Source organism: Rhodococcus sp. JCM 9793 (assembly GCF_055380405.1).
Window position 1 is genome coordinate 658,322 of record NZ_AP043721.1, and the last position, 19,606, is coordinate 677,927.

At 65.7% G+C, this 19,606-nt stretch carries 16 protein-coding genes; 10 read left to right on the plus strand and 6 right to left on the minus strand.

Features of this window, described 5'->3' with window-relative positions:
- The first annotated feature begins 2 nt into the window (after positions 1-2).
- The 5 genes from ACZ46K_RS05210 (at position 3) to ACZ46K_RS05230 (ending at position 7,745) form a co-directional block, all read left to right on the plus strand.
- On the plus strand, positions 3-500 hold the full coding sequence (locus ACZ46K_RS05210; protein WP_054809970.1) for a hypothetical protein: 498 nt from the start codon (positions 3-5) through the stop codon (positions 498-500).
- A gap of 31 nt (positions 501-531) precedes the next feature.
- On the plus strand, positions 532-2,271 hold the full coding sequence (locus tag ACZ46K_RS05215; RefSeq protein WP_464747032.1) for an asparagine synthetase B family protein: 1,740 nt from the start codon (positions 532-534) through the stop codon (positions 2,269-2,271).
- Positions 2,272-2,343: 72 nt separating this feature from the next.
- Entirely contained in the window at positions 2,344-3,099 is a 756-nt protein-coding gene (locus ACZ46K_RS05220) for a hypothetical protein (protein ID WP_054805912.1), read from the plus strand.
- A 52-nt stretch (positions 3,100-3,151) separates the two neighbouring features.
- On the plus strand, positions 3,152-6,409 hold the full coding sequence (locus tag ACZ46K_RS05225) for an arabinosyltransferase domain-containing protein (RefSeq protein WP_464747034.1): 3,258 nt from the start codon (positions 3,152-3,154) through the stop codon (positions 6,407-6,409).
- A gap of 37 nt (positions 6,410-6,446) precedes the next feature.
- Positions 6,447-7,745, plus strand: a complete 1,299-nt coding sequence (locus ACZ46K_RS05230) for a glutaminase (protein ID WP_464747035.1) — start codon at positions 6,447-6,449, stop codon at positions 7,743-7,745.
- A gap of 21 nt (positions 7,746-7,766) precedes the next feature.
- On the opposite strand, the gene ACZ46K_RS05235 is transcribed toward ACZ46K_RS05230, so the two are convergent.
- Positions 7,767-8,597, minus strand: coding sequence for an SDR family oxidoreductase (locus ACZ46K_RS05235; RefSeq protein WP_054805918.1), 831 nt, complete (start codon positions 8,595-8,597; stop codon positions 7,767-7,769).
- 288 nt (positions 8,598-8,885) lie between these two features.
- Here ACZ46K_RS05235 and ACZ46K_RS05240 point away from each other — a divergent pair, with 288 nt between their 5' ends.
- The 4 genes from ACZ46K_RS05240 to crcB all read left to right on the plus strand — a co-directional run bounded on the left by ACZ46K_RS05240 (position 8,886) and on the right by crcB (position 11,042).
- Positions 8,886-9,743: an alpha/beta fold hydrolase gene (locus ACZ46K_RS05240; RefSeq protein ID WP_464747037.1), complete on the plus strand. Its 858-nt coding sequence runs from the start codon at positions 8,886-8,888 to the stop codon at positions 9,741-9,743.
- Between the two features lie 263 nt (positions 9,744-10,006).
- Positions 10,007-10,189, plus strand: a complete 183-nt coding sequence (locus tag ACZ46K_RS05245) for a hypothetical protein (RefSeq protein WP_054805913.1) — start codon at positions 10,007-10,009, stop codon at positions 10,187-10,189.
- A 41-nt stretch (positions 10,190-10,230) separates the two neighbouring features.
- Positions 10,231-10,665 carry a fluoride efflux transporter FluC gene (locus ACZ46K_RS05250; RefSeq protein ID WP_464747039.1) on the plus strand — a complete coding sequence of 145 codons (435 nt, stop codon included), beginning with the start codon at positions 10,231-10,233 and terminating at the stop codon, positions 10,663-10,665.
- A complete protein-coding gene (gene crcB, locus ACZ46K_RS05255; protein WP_464747041.1) occupies positions 10,662-11,042 on the plus strand; it encodes a fluoride efflux transporter CrcB in 381 nt (126 codons plus the stop codon). The genes ACZ46K_RS05250 and crcB overlap by 4 nt, the downstream gene beginning before the upstream one ends.
- A gap of 394 nt (positions 11,043-11,436) precedes the next feature.
- On the opposite strand, the gene ACZ46K_RS05260 is transcribed toward crcB, so the two are convergent.
- A complete protein-coding gene (locus ACZ46K_RS05260) occupies positions 11,437-13,776 on the minus strand; it encodes an ATP-binding protein (RefSeq protein WP_464747043.1) in 2,340 nt (779 codons plus the stop codon).
- A 260-nt stretch (positions 13,777-14,036) separates the two neighbouring features.
- Here ACZ46K_RS05260 and ACZ46K_RS05265 point away from each other — a divergent pair, with 260 nt between their 5' ends.
- Complete coding sequence (locus ACZ46K_RS05265; RefSeq protein ID WP_464747046.1) at positions 14,037-14,990, plus strand: LysR family transcriptional regulator; 954 nt, start codon at positions 14,037-14,039, stop codon at positions 14,988-14,990.
- A 51-nt stretch (positions 14,991-15,041) separates the two neighbouring features.
- Here the strand turns inward: ACZ46K_RS05265 and ACZ46K_RS05270 are convergent, their stop codons facing one another.
- From ACZ46K_RS05270 to ACZ46K_RS05285, 4 genes are read right to left on the minus strand one after another with little or no spacing between them, the layout of a single operon-like run.
- Positions 15,042-15,743: an SRPBCC family protein gene (locus ACZ46K_RS05270; protein WP_464747048.1), complete on the minus strand. Its 702-nt coding sequence runs from the start codon at positions 15,741-15,743 to the stop codon at positions 15,042-15,044.
- 32 nt (positions 15,744-15,775) lie between these two features.
- The gene (locus ACZ46K_RS05275) at positions 15,776-16,630 is read right to left on the minus strand and encodes an FAD binding domain-containing protein (RefSeq protein WP_054807419.1); all 855 of its coding nucleotides are present in this window, start codon (positions 16,628-16,630) and stop codon (positions 15,776-15,778) included.
- Entirely contained in the window at positions 16,627-19,020 is a 2,394-nt protein-coding gene (locus tag ACZ46K_RS05280; protein ID WP_464747050.1) for a xanthine dehydrogenase family protein molybdopterin-binding subunit, read from the minus strand. The genes ACZ46K_RS05275 and ACZ46K_RS05280 overlap by 4 nt, the downstream gene beginning before the upstream one ends.
- Complete coding sequence (locus ACZ46K_RS05285; RefSeq protein WP_054807420.1) at positions 19,017-19,502, minus strand: (2Fe-2S)-binding protein; 486 nt, start codon at positions 19,500-19,502, stop codon at positions 19,017-19,019. The genes ACZ46K_RS05280 and ACZ46K_RS05285 overlap by 4 nt, the downstream gene beginning before the upstream one ends.
- Positions 19,503-19,606: the final 104 nt, after the last annotated feature.

Sequence of the window (19,606 nt, forward strand, 5' to 3'; positions counted from 1 at the left end):
CAGTGAACGAACCGGCAGTTCCCGCACGCCGTGTTTTCCACTATGCCGACGAGTTGCTCACCGACGGCACGGTCTGCCGACGGTACACCGACGGGCGGACGGAATGGCGGTCGCGAGGACAGAGCGGAGTGGTCTTCTGGCGAGACGATCACGGCATGACCGGCACCGACGAGGCACTGGGTCGCGACCTCATCAAGCGGACGTACGGCGACGGGCGAGTCATCTACGGGCGAGAGGGCGGGTACGGCCGAACCCTGTGGAGCGACGGCGCTCTCACCACCAACAGGTCCCAGTTCGGTGGCCGGCTCGGCGGCATCCTCACTGCCGTCGCGGGTGCGGCCTTTCTCGGGGCGATCGCCCTTCCTCCGGATTTCCTGACACCCGAGCAGGAGCAGGAACTACAACACGACGCCGGCGACGAGTTCGTGGGCGCGGACAGCGGTTCCGATTACGGGGATTGGGGCGGCCCCGGTGACGACGGTGGCGGCGATTTCGGCTGAGCAGGTATCGACGGAGTACTGAGGAGAAGCGGTGAGTCGGTGGTGTGCCTTCCTGGGCGACGGCGATCCGGACGTGCACGTGCGTGCAGTCGGTGGCCGCCCTACGTCGTCGTCGGGGCGTCCTGGACCGAGGTCGCACGGATTCGGGTTACTCGACGGGCCGGGAACGGCGTCGGGTCCGTATACGGTCGGAGCCCTGACCGCAGTCGGCGAGGTCACGCTCTTCAACGCCGACGTGCTGCGTGCCCGACTCGGCACGGACGCACCGGATCCGCACGGCGACGACGCAGAGCTGCTGCTGCACTGCTACGCCCGGCTCGGCGTCGGTGGTATCGCGTTGGCAGAAGGCATGTTCGCACTGGCGATCGCGGACGGCGCCGACCTGGTTCTGGTGCGCGATCACGTCGGTGCGCGCACCCTGTTCCACGCCCGTGCTCGTGGGACCTGGGCGGCGTCGACATCGCTTCGTGCGTTGCGGGCATGGCCTGATCTCGACACCGGACTGAACCTGTCCGCGGTGCGCTCATTCCTCACATTCGCGTACCTTCCGGGTAGCGAAACCTTTCTTCGGGGCGTCCACGAAGTGCTCCCCGGCCGGTGCGTCCGCCTGCGCCAGGACGGGACGATATCCGAAGAAACCTACTGGGAGCCCAGGGAAATCGACGACAACAGGTCGACACGCGACCACGTCGGCCGGTTGCGTGAGCTGCTCGAGGACGCGACCGCGCGACGACTGCCGGATGGCGAGCCGGTCGGGGTGTTGCTCTCCGGAGGAATCGACAGCAGCCTGGTCACCGCACTCGCGTCGAAACTGCACGACAACCCGGTCCGCTCGTATTCCATCGCATTCGACGGTACGACCCCGAACGAACTTGCCTACTCCGGACTCGTTGCTGCGCACTGCCATACGAATCATCGGGTCCTCACGGTCCCGGGTGACGCGGTCGCCGAACGATTGGCGGCGACCGTGTCCCTGCTGGACTGCCCGGTGGGAGATCCGCTGACGGTGCCGAATCTGATGCTCGCGGAAGCGGCTGCGGCAGACGGCGTGCGCACGATCCTCAATGGTGAGGGCGGTGATCCCGTATTCGGCGGGCCGAAGAATCTGCCGATGCTGATCTTCGAGTTGTTCCGCGACGACCCCGACCCGGAAGCTCGGGCGCGTGTGTACCTCGACAGCTACCGCAAATGCTACGACGATCTCCCGGCACTACTCACGGCGGACACTCTTGCCGAACTCGAGAGTGCGCCACCGCTCACGGATGTATTGGTGCCGTACCTGCAGCAGGGGCGGATGACGAGCCTGCTGAACCAGCTGCTGCACACGAACCTTCGCACGAAGGGCGCCCATCATATCCTCACCAAGGTGGAAAGGCTCACGGCGGCAAGTGGTGTGGAAGGAAGAGCTCCGCTGTTCGACCGTGAGGTCATCGATCATGCGTTCCGAATTCCGCCGAATCTGAAACTGGCAGGCACGTCCGAGAAGTGGATTCTCAAGGAATCCGTCCGAGACCTGCTGCCCGACACCATCGTCGACCGGCCGAAGAGTGGGATGCGGGTTCCGGTCCAGCAGTGGCTCACCGGTCCGCTCCGCGACCTCGGTCACGATCTGCTGCTCGGGCCGTCTGCACGTGCGCGGGGGCTGTTCCGTGAGGACACGGTCCGTAGCTGGATGCGCGGTGAAGGTACGTTGCTGCCACGCCAGGGCGGCAAACTGTGGCTCGTCCTCACCCTCGAGTTGTGGTTACGGTCGTTCCGGATCGGCCCTTGACACGGCCTCATCCAGCGACCCAGACGCGTGCACGACATTGTTCGACGATCCGAATTCAGGAGTTCTCCCGGCATGGCCGACCCACACGCCACCCCGACCACGCTCAAGCGTCGCGCCGACGACCACAACGAGGTCCACGACATCGCCGACTTCCGGGATGCGGGTCGCTGCGTCGTCACCCCGGTCGCCGAGTTCCCGGCCGAAGTTGCACTGGTGGTGGTCAGCGCGTTCGCCGGCATCGTGACCAGAGCAAAGGGCAGCGGCGCTGCCACTACCCCGGACGCCCAAGGAATTGTTCGGTCCCAATCGTTCGAGGAGGGGGACGTGTACATGATCGAATCCCCCTTCGACGGGTTCTTCGCCGACCGCTACATCATGGACTTCTACAACATCGAAGAACGCGGGATCTGTTCGCGCATGCATCTGCATACGGGGTTGCGGTTCGTGCGCATGATGACCGGGCCGGACACCCGCATCCGGGTCGGTAGCCTGTCGCCGTTCGACGTGACCGACGTGCCGGATGTCACTCCGTTCCGTCCCGTCATGTTCGAAGACGACCTGCCCGACGTCCCCGCTGGTGTGCAGCGCACCCGTTACAACATGATCGTGCCGCCGTGTTCGTTCGTCGACATGCAGATCCCGCGCGGCGTCAGCCACCAATTCAATGCGATCGGTGAGCACGCCGTGATCGACTCGGTACATCCCGAGGAATCCATCGAAGTGCTCCGCGAGGAGATGACGGGCTACAAGATGATGGCGCAGACGATCTTTCTTTCAGACGAACTGCCCACGTCCGCGACCTGTGTCGATACGACTCCGATGCCGTGAAACGTCACGGTGGAATAGGGACAGGCCTCCATCTCGGATAGCATCGCGTGGCGTGAGTGAGGCCAGTACGACCGAGGACCCTGTCCGACCATCGGCAGTCGAGCCGTCGGCACCCCGATCCGATGTGAAGTGGGCCCGGCTCATCGCACTGATCGGAGCGCTGGTCGGCATCGTCGCTGCGCTGGCGATTCCGTTCCTCCCCGTGACCCAGGCACAGTCGACGCTGAGCTGGCCGCAGGACGGCACGAGCGCGAGTGTCACCGCGCCGTTGGTGTCGTACGCGCCCGTCGAACTGGACATCACAATTCCGTGTGCTGTCGCAGGGGCCGCCGAGGGCCGGACCATCGTCTCGACGTCCCCGCAGGGCGCACCCGACGCGGAGCGGTACGGGCTTGTTGCGCGTGTCACGTCTGCCTCCGACGACCGCCCGGCCACCCTCGAGGTGATCGCCCGCAACACCATGCTGGTCTCGGCGCCGGTCGATGAACTGGCACCCGGCTGCACGGTCACTGTCGATTCGACCCCCACTCGCACCATCGCCTCCGTCACCGGCGCGGGCGGCTCGGACACCGAGCAGGTGTTCGAGCGCGACCTCCGTCCCCAGTTGGTCGGTGTGTTCACCGGGCTGACTGGCGACCTGCCCGACGGCCTGTCGGTCGATGCGACTCTCGATACTCGCTTCACGTCGTCTCCGACCTGGATCAAGCTGCTCGCGATGGCTGTCGCCGTGCTGGCCACGGCGCTGTCGCTGTGGTCGCTGCACCGCCTCGACACCACCGACGGGCGACGGTCCCGCCGCATCCTGCCCGCATCGTGGTGGTCGTTCGGCCGGGTCGACGGACTGGTCGTCGGCACGTTGCTGGTCTGGCACATCATCGGCGCGAACACCGCGGACGACGGCTACCAGCTGGGCATGGCCCGCGCCGCCGGTGAAGCCGGGTACATGGCCAACTACTTCCGGTGGTTCGGAGTCCCGGAAGCGCCGTTCGGCACACCGTTCTACGACGTCCTCGCGCTGATGACCCATGTGTCCACCGCGAGCGTCTGGATGCGACTGCCCGGCCTGATCGCCGGCTTCCTCGCGTGGTGGGTGATCAGTCGCGAGGTTGCGCCGAGGATCGGTGCGGCCGTTCGTCGCAATTCGCTCCCACTGTGGACCGGAGCGTTCGTCTTCCTGGCGTTCTGGCTGCCGTTCAACAACGGCCTGCGTCCCGAGCCGATCGTCGCGACCGGTGTGCTGTTGACATGGTGCTCGGTCGAGCGCGCGATCGCAACCCGCCGGCTCTTCCCGGCCGCGGTGGCGGTGCTCGTCGGAGCCGTCACCGTCACTGCCGGCCCGTCCGGAATCATCTGTTTCGCCGCGCTGATCGCCGGTGCACGGCCGATCGCGCGCATCGTCCTTGCGCGTGGTCGCGAGTTCGGATTCTTCGTCGTGCTCGCGCCGATCGTCGCAGCGGGGGTCGTGATCCTCGCTGCCGTGTTCGCCGATCAGACGCTGGCCGCAGTGCTGGAGATGCAGTCCGCGCACGTCGTCGGCCCGAGCGTGCCGTGGTTCCAGGAGTACCTGCGCTACCAGTACCTGCTGCAGATCACCGTCGACGGGTCGCTCGCGCGGCGCTTCGCGATGTTCACGATGATCCTGTGCCTGATCACGGTGATCGTGGCGCTGCTGCGGCGCGGCGGGAAGATCCCCGGAGCAGCCTCGGGTCCGTCCCGGCGCCTCGTGGGTATCACCCTCGGCGCGATGGTGCTCATGATGTTCGCACCCACGAAGTGGACCCACCACTTCGGCATCTACGCCGGCCTTGCCGCGTGCGTGGCGATCGTTGCTGCCGTTGCCGTGGGGCCCACGGTGCTGCGGTCGCGTCGCAATCGTGCGCTCTTCGCGGCTGCGGTGCTGTTCACCCTCACGATGTCGTTCATCGGCCCCAACGGCTGGTGGTACGTGTCGAGCTACGGCGTGCCGTGGTGGGACAAACCGCCGTCGGTCGCTGGGTTCGGGTTCTCCACCGTGTTCTTCGGGCTCACCGTGTTGGCACTCCTGCTCGCAGCGTGGTGGCACATCCACCCCGTCGCGTCCACGCGCACCGATTCGCCCTCGCGCCTGTGGTCGATCCCACCGCTCACGGTCGCGGCCGCTGCGATGGTGCTGTTCGAGGTGCTCTCCCTCGCGAAGGGCGCGGTGTCGCAGTACCCCGGGTACTCGGTGGCGCGATCCAACATCGATGCGCTGACCGGGTCGCCGTGCGGCCTGGCCAACGACGTCCTGCTCGAGGTGAACCCCAATACGGGCATGCTCGTCCCGGTCGGCGGTGACATCGCCAACGCGCTCGTGGCGGAGGGCGGCGACGGTTTCACCCCGAATGGTGTTGCCGATGATCTGACCGCCGACGACGAGTCCGCTGACGCGGGCACTGCGAACACCGTCGACTCCGACAACGACCAGACGGCCGGCGGCACGGCGGGTACCCAGGGCGGTACAGGGCAGGCCGGCGCCAACGGCAGCACCGTCGCGTTGCCGTTCGGTCTCGACCCCGCCACGACCCCGGTCCTCGGCAGCTACGGCGGCATCACCGGGAACGTCACCACCGACTGGTACAGCCTGCCGGAGCCGGATGCAGCGGGTTCACGCGGCGACATCGTGTCGATATCGGCGGCCGGCCGGATCTTCTCGGTCGACGCGGATGGCACCGAAACCTACGGGCAACGGCTCGAACTCGAATACGGTGTCACCGAGGGTGATACCGTGCGCGCACTCGGGTCGGCCCTCCCGATCGACATCGGGCCTGCGCCGTCGTGGCGGAACCTGCGGGTGCCGCTCGACACCCTTCCCGCGGAAGCCGACACGGTGCGGATCGTCGCGAACGACCACGATCTGGCACCGGAGCAGTGGCTCGCGTTCACCCCGCCCCGTGTGCCACAGACGCAGACAGCACAGACCGTTCTCGGCACCGAGTCTCCGGTCCTGCTGGATTGGGCCGTCGGTCTGAACTTCCCGTGCCAACATCAGATGCTGCACAGCAACGGTGTCGCCGAGATCCCCGAGTTCCGGGTCCTCCCGGACCGCGTCGGAGCCATTTCGACGAATCTGTGGCAGGACCACTTCGGCGGCGGTCCGCTCGGCTGGACCGAGATGTTGCTCGGCGGCCGCACGATCTCGTCGTATCTCGACAACGACTGGGACCGAGACTGGGGTTCGATCGAGCAATACCGTCCGCTCGACTCGTCGGCCGAGCCTGCGCAGGTGGACACCGAGGAGGTGACCCGGACCGGGTGGTGGACCCCAGGACCGATCGAGACCTCGTATTGAGTCGGCGGGAAGGGACCGCGTGGGCCAGAATGAGGCCATGCGGTCCCCTATTCCGGATTACCTGACTCAGGTCCTCGACACGTGTGCGGCCGATTCGGGCGAGCTCGCCGAGTACATTCCGGAACTCGCGACGGTCGACCCCGATCGGTTCGCACTTTCCTTGGTGACCGCGGAAGGTGACGCGTACTCGGTCGGCGATCATCAGGATGCGTTCACGATCCAGTCGATCTCCAAGCCGTTCGTGTACGGCCTCGCACTCGAGACTCTCGGGTTCGAGGCCGTACTCGACCATGTCGGTGTGGAACCGTCCGGTGAGGCGTTCAGCGAGATCTCGCTCGAGCGGAACACCGGTCGTCCGCTCAATCCGATGATCAATGCCGGTGCTCTCGCGACGCACGCCCTCGTAGCGTCCGATCCGTCGCCGGATTCCGGTGTCGAGCGGATCCTGAAGTTGCTTTCGTCGTTGGCCGGTCGCGAGCTCGACACGGATGAGAAGGTCGCCGAGTCGGAGTTGGACAACGGGTACCGAAATGTCGCGTTGGCCAACCTACTTCGCAGTTATGACGTCTTCACCGGCGATCCGGACGCCGTGGTCGAAGGGTACGTACGGCAGTGCGCGGTGCGTGTGACGACCGCCGATCTCGGGATGATGGCTGCAACCCTTGCGAGCGGTGGAGTTCAGCCGCGTACGGGCGAGCAGATTTTTTCCAGACCTGTTGTACGTCAAGTGTTGTCGGTGATGGCAACGTGCGGAATGTACGACGCGGCCGGCGACTGGTTGACGACCGTCGGGATTCCCGCGAAGAGCGGTGTGTCCGGCGGGATCATCGGAATTCTTCCGGGGCAGTTGGGTATTGCAGTTTTTTCGCCGCGGCTCGATCCGCACGGTACGAGTGCTCGCGGAGTGGAGGTCTGCGAACGTCTGTCACGCGACATGAATCTGCATCTCATGGACGCCCCGATGGTTGCGCACTCGGTGTTGCGTCGCCGCAGGGAATTCGGAGATGGCGACACTGCTGTCACCCTGCTGGTGCTCCAGGGCGACCTCCAGTTCACGAACGTGGAGACGATCGTGCGCGACCTGATCGACGAGCCGATCATCACCCCCCGGCTCGTGCTCGACCTGGCCCTCGTCCGTTCGGTGTTCCCTGCCGGCAGTCGGGTTCTGCTCGAGATGGTCCGTCGACTGCACCTCGACGGGATCGAGGTGATGTTCATCGACCCTGAAGGACATTTCCCCGATCCCGAGGTGGGCGGTGGGTACCGACCGGTGGTGCTGGAGTCCATCGGCGAGTTGCCGATGGACCTGCAGTGGCGGCGAGGCCTGCGCAGCTGACCGGTCGGTTCGCCGTGCTTGTCAGTTCGGCCCTGACCACTGAGCGCCACGGACTGCGGCGACGACACCGCCGTCGACCAGAAGGTCTGTACCGGTGATGAAGCCGGCCTGCGGGTCGAGGAGGAACGCCGCTGCACCGGCGATGTCGTCGGGTGTGCCGAGTCTGCCGGTCGCCGACATGTTCACCATTCCCTGCATCCGCTGCCCGGATTCGCCGGAGAGTTCCTGGCGGCCCATCGGAGTGGAGATGACGCCGGGGCTGATGGAGTTGATCCGTGCTCCGCGCTTCCCCCACGCGGCCGCTGCTGCCTGCACCCGCACGGCGTTTCCACGTTTCGCGACCGTGTAGGCGATTCCGGGATGCCCGAGCGTCTCGGGGGCGAGGAAGGGAAGGTCGAGTAGTTCGGCGGCCGGGGTGACGGCGAGCGCCTTTTCCTGCTCGGGAGGTAGTGCTCCCATGTGGCCGGCCATGCTGGCGATGACGACGCCGGCGCCGCGCGGTGCGATGACCCGGGCGAACTCGTCGAGGACGAGCGCGACACCCAGCAGATCTACCTTCAGGACGGCCTCGATCGGTGCTTGCTCCGGCGACACGCCCGCTGTGTGAGCGACATGGGTGACGCGACCGAGTCCGGCTGCGAGATCGGCGAGCGCCGCAACCGAGCTGTGATCGGACACGTCGACGACCTGCGTTTTCACCTCGTGTCCCTCGCCGTGGAGAGTCGTTGCAGCGGTGGTGAGGGTTGTCTCGTCGAAGTCTGCCAGCAGCACGGTGCGGCCGGCGCCCAGTCGTCGTGCGATGGCGAGTCCCATTCCGCCGACTCCGATGACGACGAGTACGTCGATGTCCATCATGTACCTTTCGCGAGATCTACTGGAGGTCAAGACCGTACGGTGATGTGCCGGGGGCCACACCGTGACCGGAACGATACTCGCCGATGGTGCTGATGGTGAGGGTGATGCTGGTAGGAGTGTTCTTTCGAAGCCCTGCTGGCGTGAGTACCGAAGAGTGAGCTACGGTGTCGTGCGGTGTGCCGGAAGTCTGGTCGGCGAGAGATGTGTCGTACGTACGAGAGAAGATCCAAACATGCCGTTCACCTGTGAAGATGCCGTTGTTGTCCGGATCGGTGGGTGACGGGGATGCTCACCAAGTCCCCGTACCGCTGCCCCGGCGATGACAGCGTCATCCACCACGCGTGTGCAGGAATGCTGTCGCACTGGGCGAAGCCCGTCGACGAGCAGGTCGCGCGTACCTCCCTCGGCGAGACCCACGTGCTCAGCGTCGGGCCCGCGACGGGGCATCCGATCGTTGTCCTCGCAGGAGGCGACCTCCCCGCTGCCGGGCTACGCGGTCTGGCCGATTCGTTCGATCCCTCCCGGCGGGTGCTTCTCATCGATCTGCCCGGTCTGCCGGGGGCGAGCGCATGCACCCGCCCCGAAGGCAACGTCCACGCCGCATACGGCCGGTGGCTCACGGAGATCCTCGATGTCCTGGAGATCGGTGTCGTACCGATCCTGGGGCTCGGATGGGCCGCATCGGTTGCTGCTGCGATCACCGACGTGGATCGGGTCGAGAAGCTCGTGCTCGCCTCCCCTCTCGGTCTGGTGCCGCGTGCGCGTTGGCACCGCGCCCTGATTCCGGGCCTCCAGTGGCGCAACGAGCCGAACTTCGAGAACACCGAGCGCTATCTCCGTGCCCTTGCGGGTTCGGGCTTCGAACCGGACGACGCCACACTGCGGTGGTCCTGCCGGGTCGGCGCCTACTGCACCTCGCTGGCAGGGATGCCGCGCATCGGTCGGTCGCTGTGGCAGCGGTGGAACGGTCACGCTGTCGAGCTCGTGGTGGGCGACCAGGACCCGCTCGTGCACGTCGCTCCGCTCCGGAAGATCGCGGACGAGATCGGTGCAGGCCTCGAGGTCGTGAAGGGTGCCGGACGCCTGCTTCCGCTCGAGGCGCCGAAGCTTCTCGCCGAGGAGATGTTCGCGCCGGTCCGGTGAGCCGGTTCACGTGATTCTCACACACCGGATCCCGGTGCGAACGGCATGATTTCGCTCACCTGTGGGCTTCTGGGGTCGTGTGCCCCACGCGGTGACCTGTCAGGTCGGGTGCCTTCGGCAACGATGTGACCCAGTTCGCATTCACATCCAAGTTACTCGGTGGTAGACCCGTAACGGACAATATGTGTGGTCGGGCGAGCTCTACCGGACATGCAGCCGTGGCGCCGGTACCTACCTGGCGGACCCCGCACGAAAGGTTCAGCATGCTCTTCAGCACGATGTTTCCCCTCGCCGGACGCGCCCCTCGCCGCCCCGCGTCGTCAGCGTCGGCTGCGAATCCATCGGCCGAGTCGTTGCGCGTGACCGCGTCGGCACTGCGGGCATGGGGTGCTGAGGTCGACGCCGACGAACTCGAGGCCCGAGCTGCACGAGTCGCCGTTTCGTAGATTCAGCGGTAGATTCCTTCCCCGCACGGAAGGAACTGCCTGTGGTCGACGACCGAGGTGCCATCGCGCATCGCCGACCGTCCGCGCTTGCCGTGGTCGCTGTCGGCGGCGCGATCGGAACGCTCGGTCGCTATTGCGTAGGGCTCGTGTTTCCTGTGTCGCCCGCCGGTTGGCCGGTGGCCACCTTCATGGTCAATCTCGTCGGAGCCTTCGCCCTCGGTCTGTTGCTCGAGGCTCTGCTTCGAACAGGCCCCGATAGTGGTCGTCGATACCTGCTTCGCCTCGCTGCAGGAACGGGCATGCTCGGTGCATTCACGACATACAGCACCTTCGCTGTCGATGTCATCCTGCTCGTGCGTGACGGCAGCCTTGTGCTCGCTGCGGCCTACGCTGTCCTCTCGGTGCTCTTCGGCGTCTGCGCCGCGGGTGCGGGCATCGTGGTGAGTGCGCGTATCGCTGGACGGCGTGCGTCATGACCTCTGTGATGATGCTATGGGTCGCCTTGGCGGGAAGCCTGGGCGCCCTGGCACGCTTCGTGGTGGACAGCGAGATCCGTAGTCGCCGGAGCCTGCAGTTCCCGTGGACGACGCTCGTGGTGAACGTGTCCGGTTCGTTGTTGCTCGGGGTCCTGGTGGGTCTCGTCCTGTTCCACGGCGCAGATCATCGACTCGAAATCGTTCTCGGTGTCGGATTCTGTGGTGGGTACACCACATTCAGCACGGTGAGCGTCGAAACCGTTCGACTCCTCCAGGAGGGTCGATACCGCGCCGCGGTGCTCGGAGCGCTGGGAACCCTCGTCCTCGCGGTTGCCGCGGCGGCCGTCGGTTTCGGAGTGGTCCGGGTCTTGTCGTGACAGCGAGCATCCGTGAGAGGGATGCGGCGCCGGGCCACCCCCGACGGGTGCACTGTTCGGCCCGGCGCCGCTGGTCGGTCCTCCCGTTGCGGGATACCCATGACCGTAGGTGAATATAACGGAAAGGTCACGCCTCAATTGCGGCCGATTTGGGCTCCGGGGCCGAAGGTGCCGACATCGTTGCAGGTAGGGGCAGAAATAATGCAACCGAGAACCGAGCGGTATTCTTTCGACGATGTGACTGCGGACACCTCTTCAGGGCAATGATTGCGAGAAGATCACGGTCGCGAAGAGGGCGCTGTGCTCAGTGGGGTGCTGGCAGTGACACGTACGGCTGACGACAGAAGTCGTCAGCCGTACGTGTCAGCGGCCGGTAGCCGTAGTGGGCCCGGAGTCAGTCTTCGCGCCTGCTCGGCCACCGCTCGTGCAGGCGGCCACGCTGGATGGTCGGGCTCGTGCCGGGGTTCTGCGGTCGAGGTGTGGGATCCTGCTGCCACTCACCTTCGCCTTCGTTTCCCTGCTCACCCTCGTACGGCTGGCCGTGCTGCGGGTTCTGGTTGTACTGAGGCTCCGGCAGGTACTGAGAGTCGTTGCCGTACTGAGAGTCCGAACCGTATTGCGGCTCAGGGTCGTACTGGGGACTCGGGTCGTACTGGGGACTCGGGTCGTACTGGGGACTCGGGTCGTACTGGGGACTCGGGTCGTACTGGGGACTCGGGTCGTACTGCACCGTGTTGTCGGAGAACGAACTCCTCGGCGGCTGTTGTCCCGCAGGTCGTTCGGAAATCTCCTGTGCGAGCGGGTACGGGTTGATGGCGTGCTCGGTCTCCGCTGCCGATCGCTGCAGCCGACGCGGACGATCGATCTGATACGTGTCGGTGACAGAGTTGCCCACTCCCTTGAGGAGTCGGATGGGCAGGTAGACGCTTGCGGTGATACCGGCGTTGGTCGTGGAATCGAAGGTCGGGCGCAGGCGCACCGTGATCCCGTTGCGCGCAGAGAGGCGCGCGACCACGAACAGACCCATGCGTCGGGCCGCTCCCCAGTTGCCTTCGTCGTCGCTCGACAGCCGTTCGTTGATCTCGGCCAGTTCCTCGGCCGGGATGCCGATACCGCGGTCGGCGATCTCGAGCAGCAATCCTCCGTCGACGGCGCGGGAGAACGCGAATGCGACGGTGCTGTCCGGCGGGGAGGCGCGGAGCGCGTTGTCGAGCAACTCGGCGACGAGATGCACGATGTCGGTGACGGAGCTGCCGAGCAGACTGCCTTCCGGTGCGTTACCGAAATCGACACGCTGGTAGTTCTCGACCTGGGACACTGCGGCGCGGAGCACGTCGCCCAACGGTGTGTCGGGGATGCGTCCCATGCGCTGACGAGTGCCGGCAAGGACGAGCAGCGAATCACCGGTGCGTCGCATACGTGCAGCGAGGTGGTCGAGTGCGAACAGATTCTCGAGTCGTGTGGGGTCGCGTTCTTCGTGCTCGAGCGAGTCGATGAGCGTGAGCTGCTGCTCGACGAGGGTCTTGTTCCGTCGTGCGAGGGTTTCGAGCATCTCGTTGACCTGGCGGCGAAGCGCGGCCTGCTCACCTGCGAGGCGGAGCGCGCCGATGCTCATGTTGTCGACAGCGCGTGCGACCTCACCGATCTCCTCCCGCGTGGTGACACCGACCGGCTCGAGGTTGACCGTCTCGATGTCGGCGCCGTTCTTGATGTTCGAGATTGCTTCGGGCAGGCCCACTTCTGCGGCCCGGAGAGTGTCGTTGCGGAGGCGTCGCAGTGGCCGGATCAGGGAGGCCGAAACGAGCAGCGCGAGGCCGAGCGCGAGCGTGAGGATGACGGTCACGCCGATTACCGTTCCCCAGGCGTTCCGCTTGGCCGTGGAAGCGAGGTCGTCGAGCGTCGTGACGATACGGGCGCCCGCTCCGTCGAGGGTCTCCTGGTAGATGGTCAGGCTCGCGAAGATGGAGTTGCGCAGTGCGGAGACGTCGGTGGACGCGTCGTCGATACCTGTGATGAGGGCTCGTCGTTGGTCCATCAGCCCGTTGAGGTTGGTAGCCAGCTCGGGATCGTTCACGTTCTCGAGGAACAGGGCGAGCTTGCCTGCTTCGGCTGCCTGCGCATTGGTGAACATGAGGCTCGCTGCTTCGGATCCGTCCATGAGCGCACCGAACGCGACGATCTGGTCGATGATCGACCACTGGGTGTCCCAGGTGGCGAGGAGCAGACCGGAATCGGCCAGCACCCGCGAGTCGCCGCTCGAGTCGATGATCGTCCGGAACACCAGGGTGATCCGGGAGACGAATCCCTGGAGCCGTTCGTGGAGTGCCTCGCGTGAGACTCCACCTTGCGTGGCGCTCTGATAGAGGGCCTCGCCTTCCTGGACGGCGCGAGAGACCTCGGCCATGACCTTCGGGTCGAGATCACTGTCGGCGAGGAACGCGTCGATCGTGGCCTCGTTCTCGGAGATGATCGCTGCGGCGTTGTCGGTGGGCAGGTGGATCATGTTTGCCAGAGCAGCACCGCCGACACCCATGCTCCACTGCGCCAGCGAAGGGATGATCGACACTTGCTCGGCCTGCTCGGAGAAGTGCCTCGCCTCTTGGACGGAGTCGTAGACGCGCAGGCCGCCGTAGAGCGACGCGGCGATGAGGGGCACAGCGACAACCGCCGTGACCTTCTGCCACAGGCGCCAGTTGTCCGGTGTCGGCAGCCGCAGGTTGCGGAAGAGGCTCATGGGGGTGGGCCTGGCCTTTCTGGTCCGTGTCTCACACCGGCCGGGCCGAATTCGGGATATGTCCTGGGAAAAATCGGCAATCTAGCACTCAACCAGTGAGATCTGGGCCAGATTAGGGCCGTGTCATGCATTTATACAAATTGCATGTCCGATTCGGATAACAGGTATCTGCTGTAACAGATACCGGACGTTCAGTATGTAACGGGCGGCTGGGATAGGATCCCGGAGGCCCGACGATCCCCATGAAGAGGAGAAATGCGGTGGAACTGCGACGAGTCGATCTGAATCTGCTCGTCGTACTCGATGTCCTTCTAACCGAATGCAATGTGACGAAGGCTGCACGCCGCCTGAACATGTCGCAACCCGCCACCAGTACCGCATTGGCGCGCCTCCGCAAGCAGTTCGACGACCCGCTTCTCGTCAAGAGCGGACGAACACTGCGACCGACGCCGCGCGCACTCGCCCTCGCCGAACCGCTACGACGTGTGCTGTCCACCGTGGAGCGATCGATCCTCACTGTTCCGGATTTCGATCCCGCGACGGCCGAGCGTGCCTTCATACTGCTCACCGGAGACTATTCGGAGGTGACGCTGCTGCGGAACCTCCTGAGACGGAATCGGTACCGGTCGCACGGCATCAGGTTCGACATGCAGCCACTGTCGGTGGCCGGGATCGAGGCATTCCACAGACATGAGGTCGACCTCGCTGTGGTACCCGAGCAGCTCCTCGCCACCTCCGAATTCGAACAGTGCCGCCGCCGAGTCGTCCTCCACGACCGATACGTCGGGGTCGTGTGGAGCGGCCATCCGTATGCGGGCATCGAACTCACCCCGGATGTGCTCGCGGGCTACCCTCTGTTGTCCTATCTGCAGTACGGCGGCGACAAGAGTCTGGGCCGAACCCTGTCCCGGGCAGGGATCGCCACGAGGACATCGGCGACGACCACCAACATCGCGGTTCTGCCCTATGTGCTCGAGATGACCGACCTCGTGACGATCATCCCGGAGCGTATGGCCCGGCGGATCGCGGGTGTGGCGCAGCTACGGATCCTCGAACCGAACTTCTCGCTTCCCGCCGTGCGCGAGTGGGCGGTATGGCACGACGAGTTCGACGACGACCCCGGCCACCGCTGGCTGCGCAGCGAACTGTCGGTGATCGCCACACCGGATCTGGCAGCCGGACTTCACGCCACACGTCTCTCCGCGGTGACCTGAGGAGTTACCCGGGTCACCGCGCGAGAGACGGGGATCAGTGCGGTGTGGTGATCAGTTCGACCGCTTACGGAGGATCACTGCGAGGATGACCGCGAGAATTGCGACGACCCCCACGACCGGCGCGATGCGTTGCACCGCGGAGCCGCGCGCGTATTGCATGAGGTCGAGTGGCTCGGCCTCGGGTTGTGCCGCCGGTACTTTCGGTGCGCTCGCGGTTGCCTTCGGTGCGCTCGCGGGTGCCGCCGACGCTGCAGCGGCCGGAGTCGCAGCACTTGCGCCGGCGGCCGGAGCCTCCTCGGGCTCGGCCGCTGCCGGGCCGAGTTTCTTGGACAGGCACGCCGCGAACTGCTCGAGGATCTTGCCGCCGACGTCCGAGATCATTCCGCGGCCGAACTGCGCCGGCTTGCCCGTGATCGTCATATCGGTGGTCACGGTGCCGTCGGTGTGGTCGCCCTCGCCGGTGAGCACGATGGTGATGGTCGCGCTGACGGTTCCGTTGCCCCGCGCGTCCTTCGCGTTCGCCTCGATGACTGCCCGCTTGGCCGACTCGTCCTTCTCGACGTAGACGCCGGTGCCCTTGTAGGTGAGCGCGACCGGGCCCAGCTTGACCTTCACCGTGCCGGTGAAGGTGTCGCCGTCCACACCGGTGAGCGTCGCCCCCGGCATGCAGGGGGCCACTTTCTCCGGATCGAGCAGCGCGGCCCACACTTCGTCGACGGGTGCCGGTACGGACAGCTGGTGTTCGAGTTGCATCGGTCTCTCCTGCGTCGTTTCTGCGGGGTTGTTCAGAGCCCCGCAGCGGTCGTCACGGCTCGCCGGGTGAGGACTTCCGCCAGGTGGCTTCGATACTCGGCGTCGGCGTTGCCGTCGGTCATCGGGTCGGTTCCGTCGGCCGCGTGTGCAGCTGCCGACGTGATCGTGTCGGCGGTGGCCGCTTGTCCGACGAGCGCTTCTTCGACTGCGCGGGCCCGTACGGGCACCGCCGCCATATTCGTCAGGGCGACCTTCGCTTGTCGGATAGTGCCACTGTCGACGTCGATTGTCGCTGCGACACCCACGATCGACCATTGTTGCGCTGCGCGATGGAACTTCTCGTAGCGTGCCGCCCATTCCGTGTGCTTGGGAATGCGGATCTCCGCGAGGATCTCTCCGGGCAGAACCGCAGTCGTGAAGTAGTCCTCGAAGAAGTCCGCAGCCGCTACGGTGCGTCGACCCGAGGGGCCGACGACGACGAATTCCGCGTCGAGCGCCAGGACAGGAGCGGACAGATCGCCCGCCGGGTCGGCGTGGACCAGAGCGCCGCCGAGTGTTCCGCGGTGGCGGATCTGCGGGTCGGCGACGGTGGCTGTGGCCTCGGCCAGCAACTTCGCGTGCAGCGCGACGAGCGGATCGTGCAGCACCTCGTAGTGCGTGGTGGTCGCCCCGATCACCAGTGTCTCGCCGTCTTCACGGATCCCACGCAGGTCAGGGACTCGACCGAGGTCGACGACGGTGGTCGGTGCTGCCATGCGGAGCCGGAGCACCGGCATCAGACTCTGACCCCCGGCCAGCACCTTGGCGTCCTCACCGGCCTCGTTCAGTGCAGCGACGGCCTCGTCGAGAGTGGTCGGGGCGGCGTACTCGAATTCGGCGGGGATCATCGGTTTCCCTCCTGAGCGGAACGGATCGCGTGCCAGACCCGCATGGGCGTGCACGGCATGTCGATGGAGTGAACTCCGAGCGGGCGGAGTGCATCGAGCACCGAGTTGACCACTGCCGGTGTCGACGCGATCGTGCCGGCCTCTCCGACGCCCTTGACCCCGAGGGGATTTCCGGGGGCGGGTGTGTCGGTGCGGTCGGTGGTGAAATGTGGGAGATCCACCGCCGTCGGCAGCAGGTATTCGGCGAACGAACCACTGATCAGCGTTCCGGTCTCGTCGTGGATTGCCTCCTCGTACAGGGCCTGGGAGATACCCTGCGCCAGACCGCCGTGCACCTGGCCCTCCACGATCAAGGGGTTCACCACGTGCCCGACATCGTCGACGCACACGTACTTCCGGATGCGCACATGGCCGGTCTCGGTGTCGATCTCGACGGCGCACAGGTGGGTGCCGTGCGGGAACGAGAAGTTGTCGGGGTCGTAGGCGGCCTCGGAATCGAGGTTCGGTTCGACTCCGTCGGGCAGGTCGTGCGCAGCGAACACCGCGAGTGCGACGTCGGTGAGCGCAACTGCCTTCTCGGTGCCCTTCACCTTGAATCGGCCCCCGGCGAATTCGAGGTCGTCCTCGGCACATTCCATCAGGTGCGCGGCGATCGGCCGGGCCTTGGCCACCACCTTCTCGGCGGCCTTGACCACTGCGATACCGCCGACGGCAAGTGAGCGAGATCCGTACGTGTCGAGTCCGCGCGGTGACGACTGGGTGTCGCCGTGCAGGATCTCGATGTCGTCGAACGGAATTCCCAGCTGATCGGCAACGATCTGACTCCATGCGGTCTCGTGGCCCTGGCCGTGCGCCGACGACCCGGTGACTACTTCGACCTTGCCGGTCGGCAGCATGCGGACCGCCGCGTGCTCCCACCCGCCGGCCCCGTACGACAGCGATCCGAGCACTCGTGACGGTGCGAGACCGCACATCTCGGTGAACGTCGACACCCCGATGCCGAGCTGCACGGGGTCCTTCGATTCGCGTCGCTGAGCCTGCTCGCGTCGCAGTCCGTCGTAGTCGAACAACTCGCGGGCCTTCGCGGTGGCCGCTTCGTAGTTGCCCGAATCGTAGGTCAGCCCCGCCACCGAATCGAACGGGAACTCCTCGTGCTTGATCCAGTTCTTCTCACGGATCTCGAGCGGATCCATCGACAGTTCGACGGCGAGTTCGTCCATCATGCGTTCGATCGCGAACGTCGCCTCCGGGCGTCCGGCACCGCGATATGCGTCGGTGGGCACCTTGTTGGTGAACACGTTGGTGCAGGTGAAGTGGTAGGAGTCGAATTTGTAGATGCCGCTGAACATGAACGCCCCGAGGATCGGCACCCCTGGAGTGACGAGACGCAGATAAGCGCCCATGTCTGCGAGCAGTTCGACCTTGAAACCGGTGACGGTGCCGTCGCGTCGGGCAGCGAGCGTGAGCTTCTGGATCTGATCACGGCCGTGATGCGCGGCGACCATCGATTCGCTGCGGGACTCGGTGTACTTGACGGGTTTGTGGAGTCGGCGCGCGATGAGCAGCGTGAGGACCTCTTCGGGGGTCACCTGAAGCTTGCCGCCGAATCCGCCGCCGACGTCGGGCGCGATCACCCGCAGCTTGTGTTCGGGGATGCCGAGGGACATCGCCAGCATCAGTCTCAGAATGTGCGGTACCTGGGTGGCCGACCACATCGTGATCTGCGTGGCGGTGGGGTCGACGACCACCGACCGGGGTTCCATGAATGCGGGAATCAGCCGTTGCTGCCGGAAGGTGCGTTCGACCAGCACCTCCGCGTCACGGATCGCGTCCTCGACGTTGCCTCCGGAACCCGCTTCGGCCGAGTCGAATGTCCATGTGGCGCTGCGGTTCGTTCCGAGATCGGGGTGGACCAGTTCCGTGTCGGCGGCTGCGTCGGCGAGGTCGAGTACCACCGGCAGGTCCTCGTAGTCGACGTCGATGACGTCGAGTGCGTCGTGCGCCTCGTAGGTGGTGCGGGCGACCACGACGGCAACCGCTTCACCGGCGAAGTTGACGGTATCGACGGCCAGCGACGGTGCGGGCGGAGCTTTCTGGTCTTCGGTGATCGGCCACGCGCACGGCAGGCTCCCCTGCTCCTCGGCGAGGTCGGCGCCCGTGTACACGGCGATGACGCCCGGCATCTTCTTCGCTTCCTCCACATCGATGCCGGTGATGCGGGCGTGTGAGAACGGGCTGCGCAGGATCGCGGCGTGCAGCATGCCGGGGAGGACGATGTTGTCGGTCCACCGGGTCCGGCCGGTGATGAGGTGCTCGTCCTCCTTGCGGCGGCGGGACTGCCCGATCTCGAGGCCGTCGGTGCTGGAGGTCCGAGATTCGGTGGTGGTCATCGCGCATCCTCCGCTTGGGTTCCCTGCATGCGCCGGGCCGCGTCCTGCGCGGCAGCGACGATGTTCTGATATCCCGTGCAGCGACAGAGATTTCCCTCGAGTCCGTGGCGAATCTGCTCTTCGTCGGGGTCTGGGTTCTCGTTCAGCAGATCGACGGTCGCCATCATCATGCCGGGCGTGCAATATCCGCACTGCAACGCGTGGGTCTCGCGAAATGCCTCCTGGACGGGGTGGAGTACGCCGTCCTTCGCGAGCCCCTCCACCGTCGTGACAGCCCTGTCGTCGGCCTGCACGGCGAGCACCGAGCAAGATTTGACGCTCTTGCCGTCCAGCATGACGGTGCAGGCACCGCAGTTGCTGGTGTCGCACCCGACCACCGTGCCCACCTTGCCGAGTCGTTCCCTCAGATAGTGGACGAGAAGAAGTCGGGGTTCGACGTCGTCGGTGTAGACCGCTCCGTCGACCGTGACAACGATGCGCATCGGACCTCCCAGTGCTTCGTACAGTCCCGTGTGTTCCCCAGTGATATGGGTCACTGTCAGCTTCCTGCATCTCACGCGTAGAAAGGAGGTGATTGACGGAAATC

Bases quoted from the DNA above. Each gene is read 5' to 3' on its own strand.
- ACZ46K_RS05220 (WP_054805912.1), top strand. From the start codon at position 2,344: ATGGCCGACCCACACGCCACCCCGACCACGCTCAAGCGTCGCGCCGAC.
- ACZ46K_RS05230 (WP_464747035.1), top strand. From the start codon at position 6,447: ATGCGGTCCCCTATTCCGGATTACCTGACTCAGGTCCTCGACACGTGT.
- ACZ46K_RS05235 (WP_054805918.1), bottom strand. From the start codon at position 8,597: ATGGACATCGACGTACTCGTCGTCATCGGAGTCGGCGGAATGGGACTC.
- ACZ46K_RS05240 (WP_464747037.1), top strand. From the start codon at position 8,886: ATGCTCACCAAGTCCCCGTACCGCTGCCCCGGCGATGACAGCGTCATC.
- ACZ46K_RS05245 (WP_054805913.1), top strand. From the start codon at position 10,007: ATGCTCTTCAGCACGATGTTTCCCCTCGCCGGACGCGCCCCTCGCCGC.
- crcB (WP_464747041.1), top strand. From the start codon at position 10,662: ATGACCTCTGTGATGATGCTATGGGTCGCCTTGGCGGGAAGCCTGGGC.
- ACZ46K_RS05260 (WP_464747043.1), bottom strand. From the start codon at position 13,776: ATGAGCCTCTTCCGCAACCTGCGGCTGCCGACACCGGACAACTGGCGC.
- ACZ46K_RS05270 (WP_464747048.1), bottom strand. From the start codon at position 15,743: ATGCAACTCGAACACCAGCTGTCCGTACCGGCACCCGTCGACGAAGTG.
- ACZ46K_RS05275 (WP_054807419.1), bottom strand. From the start codon at position 16,630: ATGATCCCCGCCGAATTCGAGTACGCCGCCCCGACCACTCTCGACGAG.
- ACZ46K_RS05280 (WP_464747050.1), bottom strand. From the start codon at position 19,020: ATGACCACCACCGAATCTCGGACCTCCAGCACCGACGGCCTCGAGATC.
- ACZ46K_RS05285 (WP_054807420.1), bottom strand. From the start codon at position 19,502: ATGCGCATCGTTGTCACGGTCGACGGAGCGGTCTACACCGACGACGTC.